Here is a 21073-nt window from a genome sequence, read left to right on the forward strand (position 1 = left end):
GCGGCCAATAGCACAACGCCCCGAACTTCGTCGGGGCGTTGTCTTGCTGCGGCGGCTTAACCGCATAACAACCGCGGTTAGCTAAAGGCGAACTTCGCCATAAACAGCAGCGCCAAAACCGCCACTGCCGGGCTGATCTCTTTGACCTTACCGCTGAACAACTTGATGGCGGCGTAGGTAATAAAGCCGATGGCGATGCCGTGGGCGATAGAGAAGGTTAACGGCATCAAAATGGTGGTGACCACCACCGGCGCCGCTTCGGTAATGTCGTCCCAATCCACTTGGGTCAGGCCAGACAGCATCAAGATGGCCACGTACAGCAGCGCCCCTGTGGTGGCATAGGCCGGCACCATGCCCGCAATCGGCGAGATAAACAGACAGCCTAAGAACAACAGCCCAACCACGACTGCAGTCAAACCAGTACGACCACCGGCGGCCACCCCAGCGGTGGACTCCACATAGGAGGTGGTGGTGGAAGTGCCCAGCATCGAACCGGCAATGGTGGCGGTGGAATCCGCCAGCATGGCGCGATCACTGCGAGGCAGCTTGCCCTCTTTGTCCAGCAGGTTGCCGCGCTGCGCCACCGCCACCAAGGTGCCGGAAGTATCAAACAGATCAACAAACAGGAAGGCGAAGATCACCGACAGCATCGCCACATCAAACACGCCAGCAAAATCCAGCTGCAAGAACGTCGGCGCAACCGACGGCGGCATCGACACCAAGCCCGCGTACTCCACGTCACCAAACAGCAGCGCCAGCGCAGTGATCGCCAAAATCGACACCATCACAGCCGAGCGATGACCAAACTTCACCAGCGCAATCACCAGCACAAAACTGAGCGCCGCCATTACTACCGGAAAGCTGGTGACATCACCAAGGCCAACTAAGGTGGCGGGGTTATCAACAATCACCCCAGCGTTCTTGAGGCCAATCAGCGCCAAAAACAGGCCGATGCCCGCAGCAATGCCGATGCGAATGGAGGCAGGGATGGCATTCATCAGCCACTCGCGCACCTTCAGCAGCGACAAAATCATAAACAGCACCCCAGAGCAGAACACCGCCGCCAAGGCGGTTTGCCACTGGTGGCCCATGTCTAGCACCACCGAATAGGTAAAGAAGGCGTTTAAGCCCATGCCCGGTGCCAGTGCGATCGGGTAGTTGGCCACAAACCCCATGATCAAACAACCGATGGCCGCGGCAATACAGGTAGCAACAAACACGGCACCGGCATCCATGCCAGCGTCAGCCAACATCGCAGGGTTGACGAAGATGATGTACGCCATGGTTAAAAAGGTGGTTAATCCGGCAACCACTTCTTGGCGAACGGAGCTGTGGTTCTCGGTGAGCTTGAACAGCTTTTCTAGCATGTTGAGACCTATTTAAATCAGGATAGAGGTAAAATCGTTGTAGTTATTCTCCAGTTCGACGCAGATGCCGACCGGATTAAGCGCGGGATTATATCGATTTTTCAGTAGGTTATTGTTCTATATAGCGAACGGTGTGTAACCGGCGGGCAGTTCGAACAAGTCGCCCAAAATCGGTGTGATATAGGCAATACGATGGCGTTAGCGGGCGAGAGCGGGATCAAAAAAGCCCCGCGATTGCGGGGCTATCAACATTAGCTTAATACGCTAACCGTTATGACTCACGGTGAGTTATTGCCAAGTTGGTCGCTGCGCCAACCACACCTGTGGATCGCCAAGGTTGCGTTCCCACAGGCCAGCGGCATCACTACCAACGCTCAATACCTGCAGGTTCAAGGTGTCACCTTGGTGCTGGTAGGTAAGGTAGCCGTTGTTATCGACAGACCAAGCCACCACTGCGGCATCACCTTGCAGCTGCCACGCGTTGTCTTGCCACAGCAGCGTTTCGATTTCCAAGTTACCGCTGTTGTCAAAACGCAGCTCTTGGAAGTTCAAATCACCTAAGTGGCGGATCCAGGTTTTGTTGGATTGACCGGCGAGTAGAGTGGCTGGGGTAAGGCCAGAGGTACTTTGGGGCAACAGCATGCCAGTGCCGTACTCAAAGTAGCTATCTGACCAGACAACTGGCCATTCGCCATCATGTTGCACGACCCACCAATTGTAGTGGCTGTCATCAACCATCCAAATGGTATCGGTAACAATACCATCAACGATCACTTCTAGTGCTTTTTCATCAGTTAGAGCCGAATCGAAAGCATAGCTAAGTGAAGTGTTATTCCATCCCCATTTGCTTTCCCAAGACTGATAGTCAAAATACAACCAGCTTTCGCTCGCCGACTTCATAGAAAAATCTAAAGAGAATCGAGAAAATTCAACCGCATTAGCTTGCTCAATGCTCCAAGTAACTTCTCGACGCTCCGCTTCGCTGCGGCTGCCAAAGCTCAATGGCATATGAGCATTACCAATTCGCTCTGCAGCTACGCTACCAAAACTACCGCTAGCTGGAACCACTGGCATCTCGGTTTGCAACAACTGTGCATTCACCTCACCCGACAAACTGCCGTGGTCATCAGCAAAGCGCAAAGCCGTCAAATCACCATTGCTTTGAGATGCTAGAACACTCCAATATTCATTATTGTAATGACTAAGGGTCAGCTTTTGGTATTCGCTTGAACCTGAACCTTCTGAACGCGACATATGCATGCTCGATTGCTGCAGCGACCAAGGTCCACTGATATCAGCTTTGGAAGGGTTGCAACCTAACCCATCGCAATCATCACCAAGATAATGCCATGCGCTATCGCCTTTCCGTGCAGAGTAGAATTTGTAGAACGCATTGTTGCCTGCAGCAGCAAGCTGAATTTCCATCAATTCCAATGTGCCATTATCAAATTCATCGATACGGTAAAGCGTTTGTCCACGCAGTTCCTCTGCATCAATCCAATCACTCATGATGCGGGCAACTATCGGCTCGTCTGATGTACCGAATTGACGACTATTGAAGTACGCCTGTGCGATTTGACGATCGCCATTCAATTCACCGTCACGATTTTGGTCGGTATACAGATAGACGTAAGTGGAGTCAGTCGGAACAAACTGACCTGAGCTCAACCAACCTTCAAAACCAAAGTAACCATTGTCTGCCGCAACTGGCATTTTGATGGTGCCAAGATTGTACCCAACCGTCGCAATTAAGTTATCTGCCATCGGCAGCCAGTGGCCAGTGTAGTCCTGCAGTGCAGCAACACCGTTTAGACGGTAATAGTCAAAACCATCTGCACGCATCTCATCTTCGGTTTTTGGCTTGGTTGGCACCACTGTGGTTTCTTTATCACCTATAACAATGGTGCCATCGTCACCAATGGTGATGGAAACGCTGGTCCAAGGGCCAGTACCCGCAGTCCACTTAAAATGGATTTGGCCATCGCTGATGTACCAGTAACCAACGGCATCGCCTTCACTGTCTTCAGCCCAGTCATCGTCACCCACCGCTGCCTTGCGGCGTTTGTAGATCACGGTGCCATCGGCGTTGAAGATCAGTTCACCTTGGTAGAGCCAGTTGCCTGCTTCCACTGGCAGTTGGATAAACAGCGGGTTATTGATTAGCTCAGAAGGCAGTCCCGGTTCAATATCGCCGGTACCGACATTACGCATGTCCCAAAGATCATGGACGCCATTAGGGAAGTTAGGTGTGGAGCGAGGGTTAGCGACACCATCAACCATAAAGCACTGACGAACCATTTCATCATCTTGATTGAAGCAAACCTCAGTTGCAGCTACACCGTCACCCTTGGTATCCACAGGATTCCCAAGACCGTAAAACGCATAACCGTTGCCTTGCTTAAAGCTAACTCCATCAAAAAATAAGGCCGAGTTACTGCCAACACCACTTAGCGTGTAACCAAAATCAGTGTTAGTAAACCTAGTGCTATCTTCATATCCGAACTCAGCATTTGTGATTACTGAACCTGAAATACTCTTCGCTTGATGAATAGAGCTATCGATTACAGAGTTAGATACGTTGGCACCATCCATATATATAGAGTGTTCGTATACTAAAAATGCACCTTCCAATTCACTATTAGAATTAAAGCTGCCTAGCCCAACAAACTTAGAGTGATTAGCTTTCAGACCATAGAAGTGGACATCCCCGCCGTCAATGAAGCTATCGGCAACCGTTACACTGTTCCAACCCGGCATCAAGGAAGTATTTTCAAGGTAGAATTCAGACCGACTAACGTCACTGTAATCAACCTCAAAACTGCGGCGACCAAACTCCTTGACTACAACATAATTCAGTTCACCGTAAGACACCGTTACTCGCGGACTGGAATTTTCTTTATCGTATGAAGTTGCAGTGATCTCAATCGGATTGCCGTATTCCCCTTCAAATTGACAGTTGCTGAAGTTCGGGTTGGCAGCACCCGCAATGTCAATATGAGTACCAGCGGCAACTGTACAACGACTGAAGCTGGTGCCCTTGCCAATAACGACAGTGCCTTCAGCATTAGCCATCGCAGGAGAGATCACCACGCCGGTTTGATTGCCGACCAATGGCTTTTTGTTGGCATCCAGCGGATCGTACCCCAGCTCGACTTCAACGCCATCGTCGATGCCATCACCATCGCTGTCTGCCAGCATTGGATCGGTGCCCGCTTCGGCTTCATCAGCGTTGCTTAGGCCATCACCATCGATGTCGTCATCTTCGCTGTCTGGGATACCGTCGTTATCAGTATCGAATTCAAAGCCATCTTGGCCTGGGTGCGAACTGGCATCCAGCGGGTTGTAGATCTTCGGTTCGCCGAACTCCGGATCAAACACCGACAGCTTATCTTCTTGAAGATCGGAGTAACCGTCGTTGTCGTTGTCGCTATCCAGCGCATCTGGCTTGCCATCACCATCAAAGTCCGCAGTGGAAAAATCACTGCCGGTGATGATTGGCACCAGCAGGTTGTTGTCGCCAGAACGGTAGTTGGAGCGGGCTAATACCTCGTTAAAGTCCGTCGTTGACCAGTAGTTGTGGCCAAACTGCATGGTGTAGCTGTTCAGTGACGATTCACTGACGTCGGGGTTTACTCGGCTTTCAGCATCAAAGCGGTTTCGAGACAGAGTTAGGCTTGGACCAGTAATGTCACTGCGTACAAACTGACTACTGTTAACCAGTTGTGTGCCTTGATCGATTCGCAACAAGCTATCCGTTGCAATAACGGCATCGATGGCATAACCGCTGAAACTGCTGTTTGCCAGTTCAGAATCGGTCAAGTTATCAATCTGAACACTAATAAATCGTTGCTCAGCTTTGGTTAACTTGGTGACATCTGCATCGCCAACAAAGGCAATGTTTAAGCCAACACCTTCTTCAAAGTTGAAGTTGCCTTCGGTACGGTTAACTAAGCGAACGCGTGGTTCACAGTAGTAGTGATAGTTACCATCATCATCGTAGTAATAGTCGCAATGTTCATAATTTTCGATTTCACCACGGCTTTCTACCAGCTCTGAATCAATCGCAGTTTTACCATTAATATGGCCACCATCAACTCGACTATTTTCGAGTACGACGATGTTCTGACCATTAACCGTCACGTTGTCAAAATGAGTAAAGCGGAAAGTCGCATCAAGTGCCGAATTGGCATCAATGCTGGCATCTAATTTACGGTTGATTTGGATCGGCTGCGCTTCAGTACCGTAACCCTGCAACTGCCCTTCAACGCGGATGTAACGCTGAGCGTTTTTGTCGTCGGCGTCGGCACCTTCGTTTAACGAGAACACCAGTTCTGTACCCGGCAACATCGCCAGAATCGCAGTGGATTCGACCTTCATGTTGTCGGTTAACAGGTAGGGCGAACGGCTTTGCAGCCAAACGGTGTTGTTGTAAACAATGCCACCGGCGATGGTGGTTGGGCCGGCAAACTCCGCCTTAGCGATTGCGGCTACAACTTCAGAACGCTCTGATTCATTGGCTGCGTCATCAACTGCAGTTACGTAGTACTGGTAGTTGTGATCGTTGTTGACGGTAAGATCGCTGTGGTAACTGCGAGTCAGCGGCGCCGTGTTCACTTTGATGAAGCTAGCACCGTCATCTTCAGAGCGGTACAGGTTGTAACCCACCACACTGCGCTGCGCTGATGCAGACCAGATCAGGCCAATCTCTTGATTACCGGCGTAAGCCGCCAGCCCAGAAACGATCCCCGGTGCCAGCTTGGATTTGCCTTGGTAATCGCCATTGTTGCCAGCGGCGTCGGTAGCAATCAGCGAGAACCAGATCTGCTGATTGCCGCTGAGGCCGGTCAAGGTCACTTGGTGATTTTGCGACAAGCCCGTAGAGATAGCTTGCTCGTTGGCTTTGTTGTCAGCGCTGCTGCCGTAACGGATCAGCGAAGTGGCTGGTTCGTTAGTGCTAAAGCGGATGGTCATTTGACCGGTTTGAATGTTGGACTGAACCTCCACCGATTCAATGCTCGGCGCGGTTACTAGCGTGACCTTATCGGTCGCGGTGATATTGAGCGTATTCAGGGCGCGGTCAACGATTTTCGCCGTTGGCTCGACGTCGATCTCTGCGGGGGTATCGATGCGGTATTCACGCATGTAGATGCCGTCGTTCGCTTTGGTGTCGCCACCAGCGCCGTTATCCAGCAGCACGATGTCGCTGTCCAAGCCAACCACAGACGCAGTTACCTTGGCGCCAGTTTCACCGTTAAGATCCAGTTTCAGCAGCAGTTTATCGCCCATGGTGCTGGCACCGCTGGCGCTAAAGCTGGCAACATCGATAACCCGATCAAGCACGATGGTGTCGCTGACGTCATTCAGGGTTTTACCGGCGCTGTCTTTAAACGACGCCTTTACGGTTTGCTGCCCTTCCAGATCCGCCAACGCGATGGTGTAGTTGCTGTTAAACGGAATCCAACCACTGTCCTTGGAGTCATCCTGCAAACGCACGCGCATCTCGACCGCATCGGAGTTACCAATGGCTAAGGAGACGTGTTGCTGATTGGTATAGGCATCGCCATCGTTGATCACCAAGAAGCTTTGGCGCAGGTTTTGATCGGGCAGCGGGTAGTGCTCTTGGCCGCCATCCAACACCAAACTTTGCTTAATGGTTTCCCAGCCTTGATCGGAGCACTGAGCGGTCAGATCGTACTCACCCAGCGGCAGCTCGGACTCCACCTCGCCATCTTTATTTACTGGCAGGGTGTAGCTGTTGCCTTTGTTGTCGCCACTGGTGGCAACCGCAGTCACGATCAGATCGCCACTACAGCCACCAAAGGCTTCCAACTTAAAGGAAACCAATGCGGAGGATTGCGTTAGCGATATCGCTGGGAAGTTAAAGAAGCCAAACTCATTCACCACCACGGTGGTTGGGTTGGTTTGTGCTTGATAAAAGCGCTTACTAAAGGTTACGCCATCGGCGTAAGAACCCAGCGGTAACTGCATCTGCCAGTTACCTGCGCCATCGGTAACGGTTTGGTATTCACTGTTGTTTAGGGCAATGGCAATACCGGAGTGATCAACCTTGCCACTTAGCGTTGCGGCGCCTTTAACGCCACCAACCACCCGCTCCAATAAAATAGGGAACGGCAGTTCGTAGTCAGCCACATTGGGGACCACCAGCTGCATCACAGCGCTTTTGTAGCCTGATTTGCTGAGTTGCAGTTGGAAGTTGCCGGGCTCAATCGCCTTAAACAGCAGCTTGCCGTTGCTGTCAGACAAGCCTGGGAAGCTGCCATTGCTGCCAGTTAAGTTCGCTACGACACCGTCAATGGCGCCATTGGTATCTGCTGCTGCAACCGTGGCACTCATGGTGCGCACTGGCATCTGCACTTTACCCAGCTCGACTACAGTGTCTGCGCTGATTTGCGCGCTAAACAACTGATCAACGTAACCGCTTTTTTCTGCCGAAAAGGTTTGTTTACCAACGGCGATGTCGTTCAGGACAATGCGACCGTTGCTGTCGCTTTGTACCTGCTTATCTGTGCCTAGCAGGGTTACGCTGGCATCGCTGACGGGCTCGGTGCCATTAAGCAAGGTAGCGGCAACACCACCAACTTGAGACTGCAGGATCACTGCCGGCAGAGTCAGCACTTCGCCTTGACGGATCTCCAGCTGAGTCCCAACGGTTTGCGATACAAAGCCCGCTTTGCTGTAACTTACGCCACCATTGATGGTGCCGGTTGGCAAAGAGAGCTGCCACGCGCCGCTGGCGTCGGTAACGATAGGCTGGGCCACCGTTGGAATAGCCACGCTGACGCCGCTGTGATCATTGCCATCAGACAGCATTACCGCACCGGCCAATACGCCGTAACTGCGCTCTAGCTCAACGTCGTATGGCAGCTGATAATCGTCGTCAGCAGGCAGCATTAGACCCAGCGTTACTTTGCCGTAGCCTTGTTGCTCAACAATCAGCTGGTAGTTGCCGCTTGCCAGCGCACTAAAGGTAAACTGACCGTTCGCATCGGTACTGGTTTGCGCATCGCCAACCAGCTTGCCACCACGCAAGCGCACGCTGGCATTGGCGACCGCAACACCATTGGCAACCACGTTGCCGCTAAATTGGTACGGCAGCAGTTGCAGCGGTGCTTGCAGTTCGGTGTCGCCATGTTCCGATCGGTTTTTCACCTCCACCGGAATGGAAACGACGCGGTAACCGGGCTGTTCAATCGCCACTTGGTAGTGACCAACGGCAATGTCATCAAAGCGGAAGCGTCCATCATTACCGGTAGCAACGGTATTGCCCAGTGGCAGCAAGCGTACATCGATCGCCGCTTGTGGCTGACCAGCACCATCGGTAACTTCACCCACCAAAACGCCACTGGTGCTGTTAAGCGCAACTGGGGCGATACGGCTCGTTACGCCTTTAACCACGATGGCCGTAGCCACGGCATTTTGGTGATTGGCTTCAGTGATGTTGAGCACGTATTGGCCAGGCGCCAACCCATTGATGATAAAGGAACCGTCACGAGCGGTTACCGCTTCTTTATCGGTGCCCTCAATCGCAACCAAAATACCAGCGTGTTGGAACTGACCGATGCGATCTTGCAGCAGCGCGGTGCCAGCAATGGCGCCTTCATTTGGTTCGCTGCGCTTTAGCAGCAACGTTGCTGCAGTAGTGGTGGCGTTGGCAATAACTTCCAGATTATCCAGCTTGGCTGGTGCAAACTCTGGGGCAGAGATCGTCACGCTGTAACTATCACCCACTGGTAATGAGTTAAAACGGTAGGTACCTGCGGCATTGGTTAATGCGGTGAATACCGATTGATCCGCCGCTTGCGCGTAGACAACAAAGTTGGCGTAATTCTCGATGGCTTGCGCGGTGATTTGACCGGTTAAATGGCCACGTTTGCTATTTAAAGCAACCGCTGCCATGTCAGTCATGACCTCAGACTGCACTTGCACAGTCTGGTACTTACCCGCAAAGCTGCTGTGCTCAATGGCAACGGCGTATTGGCCTGCTGGCACATCCTCAAACAGGGCGTTACCGCTTGCATCTGTGGTTACTGACTGGCCTAACGGCTGCAGCTGTACTAAGGCATCGGCAATCGCTTCGCCGCTGCTGGCACCTACCACTTGCAGTTTCAGTTCACCGGGCGCGGTTAGCTCATCTTCTTCAATCGGCAAGATGGAAACTTCATCTTCCACCGCCACCGAAATATTTTGGCGGTTAACGCTGTTACCGCTGGTGGCATCAACCACAACGATGCCGTAGTTGCTGCACGCTGGTACTTCAATGCTGAAGTTACCGTGTTGATCGACAGGCAGGGCAATGGGTTCACTGACTGGCAGTGGCAGCTCGCTGCTGCCCGCGTCATTAACCGCAGCAGAATCATTAGCACCGCAGTTAGACGTTAAGTAGGCACCAGCAGTAATAGTGGCTTTACCACGAACACGGTTAGCGCGAGCGGTTGCCACTCGACCCGCGGTATTCGGTAAGGTGATCCCAGCGAGATTGATCTGGCCAGAAATAGAGGACAAGGCTGATAACGGGGGTAACACCGGATCAGTCATGCCGCCGTCGCTGCCGTTACAAACGTAGGATACCGCTGACACTTCATTGTCTTGCAGCGTGTTATCACGATTTAGATCAAGGCCGCTATTGATCTTGAAGCCGCCGTTTACGCAATTATCCCCAGCTGCTTCAGCAACGATGTCCACCAAGCTGTTAAATCCATCTTGACCATTTTGGCCATGACACACTTCTTTCACTGCGGTGACTTCGTCGTCATCCAACTTACCGTTACCGTTGTTATCGATGCCGGTTTCAATTTCGATGCCACCGTTTGGGCAGGTGTCACTAAAACTGAACTCAGCTTGGCGAGTGACAATGGAATTGCCTGGAGTGGGTGTAGGGGTTGGATCAGTTGGAGCGTCACTGCCGCCACCACCGCCGCCACAGGCAACTAATGATGAAACAGACAGCAAGACCGCCCCTAACCGTGATAACAGCTTGGGCATATATGAACTCGGTATTGGTAAGTAATTGTTGGATAGACTTTTCTATTGATGCGCATCCTATCGGGCAGAGATGCAAAAACAATCAGAAAGACAAAATCACAACAAACCAATACAACGAAGCCACAATGGCGCAATGGAATAGGTAAAGAAGTGTAAAGGCGTGCCACAAATAACGCTTTAAATTATCTTTACCTACATTTACCACCTCCTAAAGTCGGTAAAAAGATAAAACCTTAAATGAGGTAAATGATATTAAAAATAAGATCAAAAAAAAGCCCGCACCTAAACCGGTGCGGGCCAAAATCTAACAACTAGATCAATGATGATAAGGGGCTTTCGCCGTGGTTAATTTAGCAATCGGCTTAAATTAACCGGCTGGGTTATTACTGACCCAGAGAGAACATTGCGCCGCTAGTCCAACCTGAAGATTGGGTAGCCAAAGTGGTGTAAATCGCAACGTTGTAAGTAAACATGTTCATAGGTAACTCCTAATAAATAATTCAGTAATTTAGATGACAGTATTCGAAGGTGCTGTTCCGTGGCGCAATCTCGATTCCTTGGAGTCATCGTGGTTACTCGGTTCCTTGGAGTTTCATTGTCTTCCTGACATAACTCGGTGCGAAGGGGGTTCCCTGTCGACGAGAGGCATCATAGCAAACTGTAATTTTATTACAAGAAAAAAGACAGAATTTATACGAACTCTGTCTTTTGTGTAATTTTATTACGCAATGTGAACTTTAGTGATCCAACAGCTTGGCCAGCAAGGTCGCAATCGGGACTGCGGTTGGCTTGCCATAAAGTGGGTCGCGTTTCTCGACCGCGCTGCCAGCAATATCCAAGTGCAGGTACGGCAGTGGCTTGTCGCTGCCGAGCTGGTGCTCGTCTAGCCCTGCCGCTTGCAGCAAGAACGCCATGGGGAACTGATGACCACGGCTGATGTTAACCGACGCGCCGTTGTTGGAGCTGAGCAGATCTTCTGAAGGCGAGCGAGCCGCCACTTGAGCGAAGTCTTCGCGGCGCAGGCGCGACAACTCAAACGGTTCGCCCCACAGCTCGGAGATCGCTTGCAGTTCGCCGCCCAATGCTTGCCCACGGGCTACGGCATTTTCCACCACGGCACTGTAGGGGCCGTAGCTGCGAACCACATGGCCGGTGAGTGTCGCCAGCGACATCAAGACCGCGTCGTCGTGCTGCTTGGCGTCGGCACGCAGGTGCGACAACAGATCCGCCAGCACCAAGCGGCCTTCGGCATCGGTGTTACCAATACGAACTTTCTTGCCACTGTGGCCGCTGATGATCTCGTCCGGCACGATGGCTTCGCGGCCAATGCTGTTGCGAACCAAGCCCAGCTCGGCGATCACTCGCACCCCTTTGGGCTGCAACTGCGCTAAGGTGGCCATTAAGCCTGCGGTGGCTGCGGCGCCGCCTTTATCGCGGCTCATGCCCGCCATCGCGCCACCGATTTTCAGATCGGCGCCGCCGGTATCAAAGGTGACGCCTTTGCCCGCCAGCATCCAGTTACGGCTGATGGCACCAGCGCCAACGTACTCTAACCGCACCACGCGGGGCTCGTGGCGTTCCACCCCGTAGGAGGCGCGAGCCACGCCGCTGAGCAGCGGGTACTCTTTGTCTAAGGTGGCGCGATCGTCAATCACGCTGACTTTCACGGCGCTGTCTTCAAACAGGTCGACACAGTACTGAGCAAACGCCGGTGGTGCCATCTGCTCTGGATCGCCACCGCACAAGTCGCGCGCGGCGATGCGACCATACTCCAGCGCATTGGCGCGGCTGGCGTCTTCCAAGCCATACACGCCCACAGTGATGTTCAGCGGGGCCACATCAAATGGGCGGTACAGTTCATGCCCTGCCCCCAACAGCGCCACTTCGGCGGCGCGGCTGTAGCGCATGTCACCCTGCGGCTCATCCACCAACAGCAGCGGTCGCTCTGCTCCGGCGCGCACGGCCATGCCAATGCCCGCTTGCGCGGCTTCGGCAAAACGGCGTACGTCTTCGTAATCGCCGCTCAGATCCCCAGTGGGGGCGCAAATCAACCGACCACCGGCTAAGCCCGGCGCCAACAACAATACCGGCTCGCGCCCCAAACGCTGATCCACGCTGCGAGCGTGTTGCATCAATTGCCGGATCTCGGGGTAGTCGCTCAGTTCAAACTGGTCGCTGATCACCACCACCGCATCCCAGCCCTGATCGCCAAACAACGCGTCTTTATCGGTTACCGCTTGCCATAACAGTCTGCTCACGTCACATTTCCTTTTTCTGTGTGATGGCGCCACCTTAGCACTGGCTAAGGAAGGGGCGCTAGGCGGGATCAGCACATAATCGCTGTGGTACACTGTCGCCGATTTTTTACAAGCTTGATTTGCATACAGGAGCGTCACGTGACGACACTCAGTTCCCTCTCTCCACAAGGCTTGTGGACTTGGTTTGACACCATCTGTTCTATCCCACACCCATCCAAACAAGAGATCGCGCTGCGCGATCACATCCAAACTTGGGCCAACCAGCAGGGTCTGGATAATCAGTTGGATGCCATTGGTAACCTGATCATCCGTAAACCAGCCACCGCTGGCATGGAAGATCGCAAAGGGGTAGTACTGCAAGCGCACCTCGATATGGTGCCGCAGAAGAACAACGATACCGAGCACGACTTTGGTACCGATCCTATCCGCCCGTACATTGACGGCGAATGGGTCACGGCCACCGGCACCACCTTGGGTGCCGACAATGGCATCGGCATGTCCTCGGCGTTGGCGGTATTGGCCGACAACAGCATTGAGCACGGCCCTGTTGAAGTGCTGCTGACCATCGACGAAGAAGCGGGCATGACCGGCGCCTTCGGCTTGGAAGCCGGAGTACTGCAAGGCGACATTCTGATCAATACCGATTCCGAAGAGGAAGGCGAAGTCTACATGGGCTGCGCCGGTGGCGTTGATGCCGCACTGACCCTGCCGGTTGGCCGCGAAGCATTGCCTGCGGATTTCGTTACCGTTGAGCTGGCCTTAACCGGCATGAAAGGCGGCCACAGCGGCGTTGATGTCAACATCGGCCGCGGTAACGCCAACAAGTTGTTGGCCCGCTTCCTGTTTGCCCACGCTGATGAACTGGGGCTGCGCTTAGTTGCCTTAACGGGCGGCAGCTTACGCAACGCCATTCCTCGTGAAGCTTGGGCCACCGCAGCTCTGCCAGCGGCCAACTTGGATGCGCTGCACGCTTTGTGTGCTCAGTACCAAGGCTTGTTGAATGACGAGCTCGGTGCGGTTGAAAACCCAATCCAGTTTGCTGCCAGCAACCAAGATGCGGCCAGCGCAGTGTTCACCCTAGCGGATCAGCACAAGCTGCTGGCACTGGTGCACAGCGCCCCTAACGGCGTGATCCGCATGTCCGATTCGTTCCCAGGGGTGGTTGAAACCTCATTGAACGTGGGCGTTATCACCACCGAAGCCGACACCGTTACCGTGTTGTGCTTGGTGCGTTCGACCCTCGACAGCGGCCGCTCAATGGTGGAAGGCATGCTGCAGGCACTGGCGCAACTGGCCGGTGCTCAGTGCGAACTGTCTGGCGCTTACCCTGGTTGGAACCCCGATCCAAGCTCGCCGATCATGGCCGTGGTGCGGGAAACCTACCAAGGCTTGTTCAACAAGATGCCAAACATTCAGGTGATCCACGCCGGTTTGGAATGCGGTCTGTTTAAGAAGCCCTACCCAGACATGGACATGGTTTCCATCGGCCCAACCATCTGCTTCCCACACTCGCCAGACGAGAAGGTGCAGATCGATTCGGTCGAGAAATACTGGCAGCTGCTGCTGGCCGTATTAAAGGCGATCCCAACCAAGTAAGTTGGTTAGCGTTTCGCATTGAAAACGGGGCTCAATTGAGCCCCGTTTTTTGTGGTTGTGACTTCGTTTGCTGTTGGCATTGCTTTCATTGGTATTGCTTTCATTGGTATTGCTTTCAGGTGGTTATGTCGCGGTGGCGACGACACCCAAAGCGCCGCCGTCCCGGCAATGACCTTGATGTCGCAGCCAATCATGCAAGGTTGATTCACCAGCCAATTTGTTTACAGCCTTTTTACGGCAGCTTGATTAGTGCTGATGAAAACGGCTGACAATAAACACAGTAACAAAGCCAGCAACAAGGCCGACCAAGCCGTTCAGCAAGGTTGGCAGCAAAGCCGACACAATCACGCCAATGGCGGGGATCTCGGCGCTAAACTCAGCGGTGTTGTTGATAAGCTCTGCCAGTGCATGCACCCCATGCACTAAGATGCCGCCGCCCACTAAGAACATGGCGATGGTGCCAATCCAAGTTAAGGATTTCATCAGTTTCGGTGCCGCGGCTAATAAGCCTCGGCCGATGGCTTGCAGCGCCGCTTGCCCCTCTTTCTGGCTAAGGTGTAACCCCACGTCATCCACCTTCACAATCACCGCCACCATGCCATAGACAAACACCGTCATTAAAAACGCAATGGTGGCTAGGGTGACGCTCTGGGTTAGAAAGGGCGCGGCCGACACCACCCCTAAGGTCAGCACGATGATCTCGGCAGACAGAATAAAATCGGTGCGGATCGCCCCTTTGATCTTGGCTGCTTCATCCACCTGCTGGCGTTGCTCCTTCGCTTGCGGCCGAGCAAACTCCAACAGTTTTTCCGCCCCTTCAAAACAGAGGAATAAACCGCCAAGCATCAGCAGTGGCGTGATCAACCACGGAATGAAGGCGCTGATCGCCAACGCCGCGGGCACCAAAATCACCTTGTTCAGCATCGACCCTTTGGCGACCGCCCACACCACCGGCAGCTCGCGCTCGGCTTTTACGCCAGACACCTGTTCGGCATTCACCGCCAAATCATCGCCCAGTACCCCTGCGGTTTTATGCACCGCGGTTTTGCTCATCGCTGCCACATCGTCCAGTAAGGTGGCGATGTCATCTAATAGGGTTAATAGGCTCGCTCCCGCCATTGTGCTTTCCTTTGCATCTGCAGTTAATTCAAACAGCGCCCAAACTACCAATTTAACGGCGGCGCTGCATCCGCTTTGTGATCCGTGAATTCGATAACCAAGCCAATAAATAAGGCGTTGAATAAAAACAAAAAGCCGACGCTTACGCATCGGCTTTCATCTGTTGCAAGCGGTAAGCTTAAAAGTTAACGCCGCCGTCGAGTTCCAGCACGCGGCCGGTGAAGTAGTCGGACTCAACGATGTACTGCACCGCTGCAGCCACTTCGTCGGGTTGGCCAACGCGGCCCACGGGGATCGCTTTTTCCAGTCGCGCTAACGCTTCCGGTTTCATCGCCGCCACCATCTCGGTGTTGATCACCCCAGGGGCGATGGATGCGGCGCGAATGCCGTGGCGCGCCAGCTCTTTAGCCCAGCCGGTTGAGAGTGCCACCACCGCGGCTTTTGATGCCGAGTAGTTGCTTTGGCCAACATTGCCCGCCCGCGCCACCGAGGAGATGTTGATGATCACCCCACCTTCAGCGGCCAGCGCCATCTGCGCCGCCGCTTCACGGCCACACAAGAAGGTGCCGTCCAAGTTAACCGCCAACACTTGGCGGAACTGGCTTAGGCTCATTTTGTCGGTCAATTGGCCATCGCGGGCTTTAATCAACATGCCATCACGCAGCAAGCCAGCGTTGTTCACCAGCACCGATAAGGTGCCCTGCTGCGCCTGAATATCAGCAAACAGCTGCTCGACTTGGGCTTCGTCGGTAATGTCGGCCGCATACGCCTTGGCATCAATGTCTAACGCCGACAGTTCGGTTACTGCGCTATCCAGCGCCGCTTGGTTGATGTCGATCAGCGCCAGCTTGGCACCCTGTTGCCCTAAGCGCTTGGCCATCGCCATGCCCAGGCCACCTGCGCCGCCAGTAATGACGATCAATTTTCCTACCACGTTCATACTTATCCTTGTTTATCTCAGCTTGCCGCTTGGCGTGCTTACTTCTGAAATTGGTTAAAAATTGAGGAGAAATCTAAGCTGCCGTTGCCTTGGCGCGCGTGCTGACGGTACATCGCGGTTGCCAATGCACCCAGCGGCGTGCTGGAGTGGCTGTCGCCCGCGGCCATCATTGCCAAGCTCAGATCTTTGGCCATCAGATCCACCATAAAGCCGCCTTGGTAATCGTTACTGGCGGGAGTGGCGGGCATCACACCCGGACACGGGTTGTACTTTTCTAAGGTCCAGTTACCGCCAGAGGACACCTTCATGATCTCCGACAGCACTGCCGCATCAAGGCCATGATCGCGCCCCAGTTGCAGCGCTTCACTGGTGCCGATCATCAGGATCGACAGCAGCATGTTGTTGCAGATTTTGGCCACCTGACCGGCGCCGTGGCCACCGGCGTGGAAGATGTTGGCGCCCATCCCCTCCAGAATCGGCTTGGCCGCGCCAAAGCCCGCTTCGGTACCGCCACAAATGAAGGTCAGGGTACCGCCAGCAGCACCCGCGGTGCCGCCAGAAACCGGCGCATCCACAAACTCGAACCCTTGGGCGGCGGCCGCTTCCGCAACGGCAACGGCACTGGCCGAATCAATGGTGGAGCAATCGATCAGCAAGGTGCCGGAACCCACCTTGTTGATGAAGCCATCGTCGCCCAGATACAGGCTACGCACGTGCTTACCCGCAGGCAGCATGGTGATCACCACTTCCGCGCCAGCCACGGCACCGCAACTGGTTTTGCAGCCGATGGCGCCTTGTTCGGTCAGTTGGCTGACCGCCGCAGGGTTAAGATCGAACACCCGTACGGTGTGGCCCGCGCCCACCAAGTTGGCGGCCATAGGCCCACCCATGTTGCCTAAGCCGATAAATGCGATGGTACTCATAACGCGCTCTCCTCAATCCGTTGTAGGGGATGCTGTTGCCACGGGCTGCGGGTGAGCTCGGCCATCACGGCGTTACTGACCTCGCCCACGGTGGCAAAACGCCAGCTTGGGTTGCGATCTTTGTCGATCAACAGGGCACGCACCCCTTCAACAAAGTCGCCTTTTTGGGCGCAGCGTACCGCCCAGATCAATTCTTGCTGGAACACCTGTTCAAGCGACCAATCTTGGCCAACGCTCAGCTGATGCCACACCATGTGCGCGGTCAGTGGGCTGCCCGCTAAGGCGGTTTTGATCGCCCGCTGCAACCACGGCAGTTCGGTTTCAAAGCGCTGCAGTTGCTGCATCAATTCAATCAGGTTATCGGCACTCATCAGCTCATCAATCAATGGCTGTGACTGCTGCAAGGTGCTTGAAGGCATGTCGTTAGCAACGGCGCGGGCAGAGGTGGCCAGCAGCACACTCAGCAGTTGCTCGTTGTGGCTGCGCTCGCTTTGCCACGGCAGCTGGGTGAGCCCCTGCAGCAAGGTGTCGCGGCTGTTGCTGTTAACCAAGTAATCGCCCAAGCCCACATAACAGGCGTCGGCGCCGTTCATGTTGTAGGCGGTTAAGCCTAAGAAGCGACCACAATGGCCCGGCATGCGATTCAGGAAATAGGTGCCGCCCACATCGGGGAATAAGCCAATGCTGATCTCTGGCATGGCGATGCGCGAGGTTTCGGTGACTAAGCGATGGCTGGCGCCAGCCATTAAGCCCAACCCGCCGCCCATCACAATGCCGCTGCCCCACACCAGCAACGGTTTAGGGAAACGATGCAGCTGGTAATCCAAGCGGTATTCTTCGGTAAAGAACTGCTCTACCGCGTCGGTTAACTCGCCGGGGTTGGCCGCCGCCGTGTCGTACATAGCGCGAATGTCGCCACCGGCACAAAAAGCCTTTTCACCCGCCCCTTGCAGCCACACCGCCACAATCGAACGGTCTTTGGCCCACAACGCCAACTGCGCCGATAAACTGTGCACCATCGCTTGGGACAGGGCGTTCAGCGACTTTTCACTGTTGAGGGTGGCCACGCCGATCTGGTGACCCGAATCGGTTGGCAGCAGCTGGTAGATCACCGGCTCACTCATAGGATCGCTCCGGCGTTTTCATCCAACAGGCGGCGGGCGATGATCACCCGCATGATCTCGTTGGTGCCTTCGAGGATCTGATGCACCCGCACATCACGCACGTGGCGCTCTAATGGGTATTCGCGAATGTAGCCGTAGCCGCCGTGCAGCTGCAGTGCTTCGTTACACACGGTAAAGCCCACGTCGGTGGCAAAGCGTTTGGCCATGGCACAGTAGGCACTGGCTTCGGCATCGCCGCTGTCCAGTTTAAACGCCGCTAAGCGCACCATTTGCCGGGCGGCAACCAGCTCGGTGGCCATGTCGGCCAGCTTAAACTGCAGCGCTTGGAAGGCGGCCAACGGCTTGCCAAATTGGTTGCGCTCTTGCATGTATTCGGTGGCACGCTCTAGCGCCGCTTGAGCGGTACCCAGCGAACAGGCGGCGATGTTTAAGCGCCCGCCATCGAGGCCCTTCATGGCGAAGGTAAAGCCTTGCCCCTCTTGCCCCAGCAGGTTTTGCGCGGGCACGCGCACGTTATCAAACGAGATCAACCGCGTTGGTTGGGCGTTCCAGCCCATTTTGTCTTCCGCTTTGCCGTATTCAATGCCCGCGCTGTCGGCGGGAACCGCAAAGGCGGAGATCCCGCGAGGGCCCGCTTCGCCAGTACGGGCCATCACCACCAACATTTCGGTGGCACCCGCGCCAGAGATAAACATCTTCGAACCGCTCAGCAGGTAATCGTCGCCATCGCGCACCGCTTTGGTTTTCAGATTGGCGGCATCAGAACCGCAGCCGGGCTCGGTTAAGCAGTAAGACGCCAACGCTTGGCCAGTGGTGAGTTGCTCACACCACTCCATCTTCAGGGCATCGGTGCCCCAAGTGGCGATCATCCAAGTGGCCATGTTGTGAATGGTCATCATGGCGGTGGTGGCGGTGCAGCCTTTGGCCAGTGCTTCAAAAATCAGCAAGCTGTCTAAGCGTGATAACCCCAGGCCACCGGCTTCTTCGGGGCTGTACAGGCTTAAGAAACCCAGCTCGCCGGCTTTTTGGATCACGTCTTTGGGGAAGTGGTGCTTTTCATCCCACTCGGCAGCGTGGGGGGCCAGTTCGGCTTCAGCAAAGGCGCTCGCCATCTCAACAAAGGCGCGCTGATCGTCGTTTAAATTAAAATCCATCTAGGCTAGTCCTTTTATCAATGGGGCGCCGAAGCCCCCCAACTGAAATTACTTCAAGGCGATGGTCAGGTTTTGCCCAGCAACGATGCCGGACTCTGGCCAACGGGCGGTTACGGTTTTGGTTTCGGTGTAGAAGCGCACGGCTTGCTTACCGTAGGCGTGCAGATCGCCATAGAAGGAGTTCTTCCAACCGGTGAACGAGAAGAACGGCAGTGGCACTGGGATGGAGATGTTGATCCCCACTTGGCCCACTTCCACTTCGTGCTGGTACTTGCGTGCGGCCGCACCCGAGTTGGTAAAGATGCTGGTGCCGTTACCAAAGGGGTTGGCGTTCACCAGCTCGATGGCATCGGCCAGTGAGTCGCTGCCCACGCAACACAGTACGGGGCCAAAGATCTCTTCTTGGTAGATGCGCATCTCGGTGCTGACATCGGTAAACACGGTTGGGCCAACCCAGTTGCCGCTTTCGTAACCGGCCACGGTGCACTCAGAACCGTCCACCAAACAGGTGGCGCCTTGGTCTTTACCGGATTGGATCAGATCCAACACCCGCGCTTTGGCTTGCGGGTTGATCAGTGGGCCGTAACCGGCGTCTTTGTCGTCCCATACCCCAGGGCGTACTTTGGCGATGGCCGCAGCCACTTCGGGGATCCACTGCTGCGATTCGCCGACAAATACCGCCACCGAAATCGCCATACAGCGCTGGCCCGCGGCGCCAACAGAGGCGCCCACCAACTGGTTGATCACCGTTTGCTTATCCGCATCCGGCATCACCACCATGTGGTTTTTGGCACCCGCGAAGGCTTGCACCCGCTTCATGTTATCGGTGCCGGTTTTGTAGATGTACTGGCCTACCGGCACGGAGCCGACGAATGAGATCGCCTTGGTGTCGGGGTGGTGCAGCAGCTGCTCCACTACGTTCTTGTCGCCGTGCAGTACCGCCAGCAGCCCTTTCGGAGCACCGGCTTGTTCAAACAGCTCGGCCAAGCGCATTGGCGTTTGTGGATCTTGCTCCGATGGCTTCAAGATAAAACCGTTACCGCAGGCGATGGCCAGTGGGAACATCCACAGTGGGATCATCGCTGGGAAGTTGAAAGGGGTGATCCCCACACACACGCCCAAAGGCTGAATGTAGCTGTAGCCGTCGATGCCACGAGCCACGTTTTCAACGGTTTCACCCATCATGTTGCTGGCGATGTTACAGGCCTGCTCCACCACTTCAATGCCACGCCAGACGTCGCCTTTGGCGTCTTCAAAGGTCTTGCCGGTTTCCAAAGACAAGATGGTGGCGATCTCGTCGTGGTGCTCTTTCAGCAGGTGTTGGTAGCGCAACATCACTCGGGCGCGTTCTGATACGGCCACTTCTTTCCAGCTTTGCTGCGCCAATTTAGAGGCGGCAACCGCTTGATTGATCTCTTGCTCAGTGGCGCTGTTCAGTACCGCAATCACTTCGTTGTTGGCTGGGTTGGTCACTTCAATTTGAACGCTGCCATTGCCATCGCAGTATTCACCGCCAATCAGGTGTTTAACTTGTGTGGTCATGCTTTCTCTCCCCAAGAAAACGAAAACCGCCAGCGTCTCCGCTGGCG

At 54.5% G+C, this 21073-nt stretch carries 10 protein-coding genes; 1 reads left to right on the forward strand and 9 read right to left on the reverse strand.

Annotation, left to right across the window (positions count from 1 at the left end):
- Positions 1-77 precede the first annotated feature (77 nt).
- From Q0796_RS04235 to Q0796_RS04245, 3 genes are all read right to left on the reverse strand, one after another.
- Entirely contained in the window at positions 78-1367 is a 1290-nt protein-coding gene (locus Q0796_RS04235) for an NCS2 family permease (RefSeq protein WP_298440544.1), read from the reverse strand.
- Between the two features lie 288 nt (positions 1368-1655).
- Complete coding sequence (locus Q0796_RS04240; RefSeq protein ID WP_298440546.1) at positions 1656-10370, reverse strand: carboxypeptidase regulatory-like domain-containing protein; 8715 nt, start codon at positions 10368-10370, stop codon at positions 1656-1658.
- A gap of 737 nt (positions 10371-11107) precedes the next feature.
- Entirely contained in the window at positions 11108-12628 is a 1521-nt protein-coding gene (locus Q0796_RS04245) for a leucyl aminopeptidase family protein (protein WP_298440549.1), read from the reverse strand.
- 138 nt (positions 12629-12766) lie between these two features.
- Between Q0796_RS04245 and Q0796_RS04250 the strand changes: the two genes are divergently transcribed.
- On the forward strand, positions 12767-14224 hold the full coding sequence (locus tag Q0796_RS04250; RefSeq protein ID WP_298440551.1) for an aminoacyl-histidine dipeptidase: 1458 nt from the start codon (positions 12767-12769) through the stop codon (positions 14222-14224).
- Between the two features lie 246 nt (positions 14225-14470).
- On the opposite strand, the gene Q0796_RS04255 is transcribed toward Q0796_RS04250, so the two are convergent.
- The 6 genes from Q0796_RS04255 to Q0796_RS04280 form a co-directional block, all read right to left on the reverse strand.
- Positions 14471-15343, reverse strand: a complete 873-nt coding sequence (locus tag Q0796_RS04255) for a DUF808 domain-containing protein (RefSeq protein ID WP_298440553.1) — start codon at positions 15341-15343, stop codon at positions 14471-14473.
- A gap of 178 nt (positions 15344-15521) precedes the next feature.
- The gene (locus Q0796_RS04260; protein WP_298440554.1) at positions 15522-16283 is read right to left on the reverse strand and encodes an SDR family NAD(P)-dependent oxidoreductase; all 762 of its coding nucleotides are present in this window, start codon (positions 16281-16283) and stop codon (positions 15522-15524) included.
- A 38-nt stretch (positions 16284-16321) separates the two neighbouring features.
- The gene (gene mmsB / locus Q0796_RS04265) at positions 16322-17206 is read right to left on the reverse strand and encodes a 3-hydroxyisobutyrate dehydrogenase (RefSeq protein WP_298440555.1); all 885 of its coding nucleotides are present in this window, start codon (positions 17204-17206) and stop codon (positions 16322-16324) included.
- Positions 17203-18330 (reverse strand): enoyl-CoA hydratase/isomerase family protein, encoded by a 1128-nt coding sequence (locus tag Q0796_RS04270; RefSeq protein WP_298440556.1) that lies wholly within the window; start codon positions 18328-18330, stop codon positions 17203-17205. Before Q0796_RS04270 ends, mmsB begins: the two co-directional genes overlap by 4 nt.
- A complete protein-coding gene (locus Q0796_RS04275) occupies positions 18327-19484 on the reverse strand; it encodes an acyl-CoA dehydrogenase family protein (protein WP_298440557.1) in 1158 nt (385 codons plus the stop codon). Before Q0796_RS04275 ends, Q0796_RS04270 begins: the two co-directional genes overlap by 4 nt.
- A gap of 48 nt (positions 19485-19532) precedes the next feature.
- Complete coding sequence (locus Q0796_RS04280) at positions 19533-21026, reverse strand: CoA-acylating methylmalonate-semialdehyde dehydrogenase (protein WP_298440559.1); 1494 nt, start codon at positions 21024-21026, stop codon at positions 19533-19535.
- Positions 21027-21073 lie beyond the last annotated feature (47 nt).

This window comes from uncultured Ferrimonas sp., from assembly GCF_947489035.1.
In the GTDB taxonomy this organism is placed as follows: Bacteria; Pseudomonadota; Gammaproteobacteria; order Enterobacterales; family Shewanellaceae; genus Ferrimonas.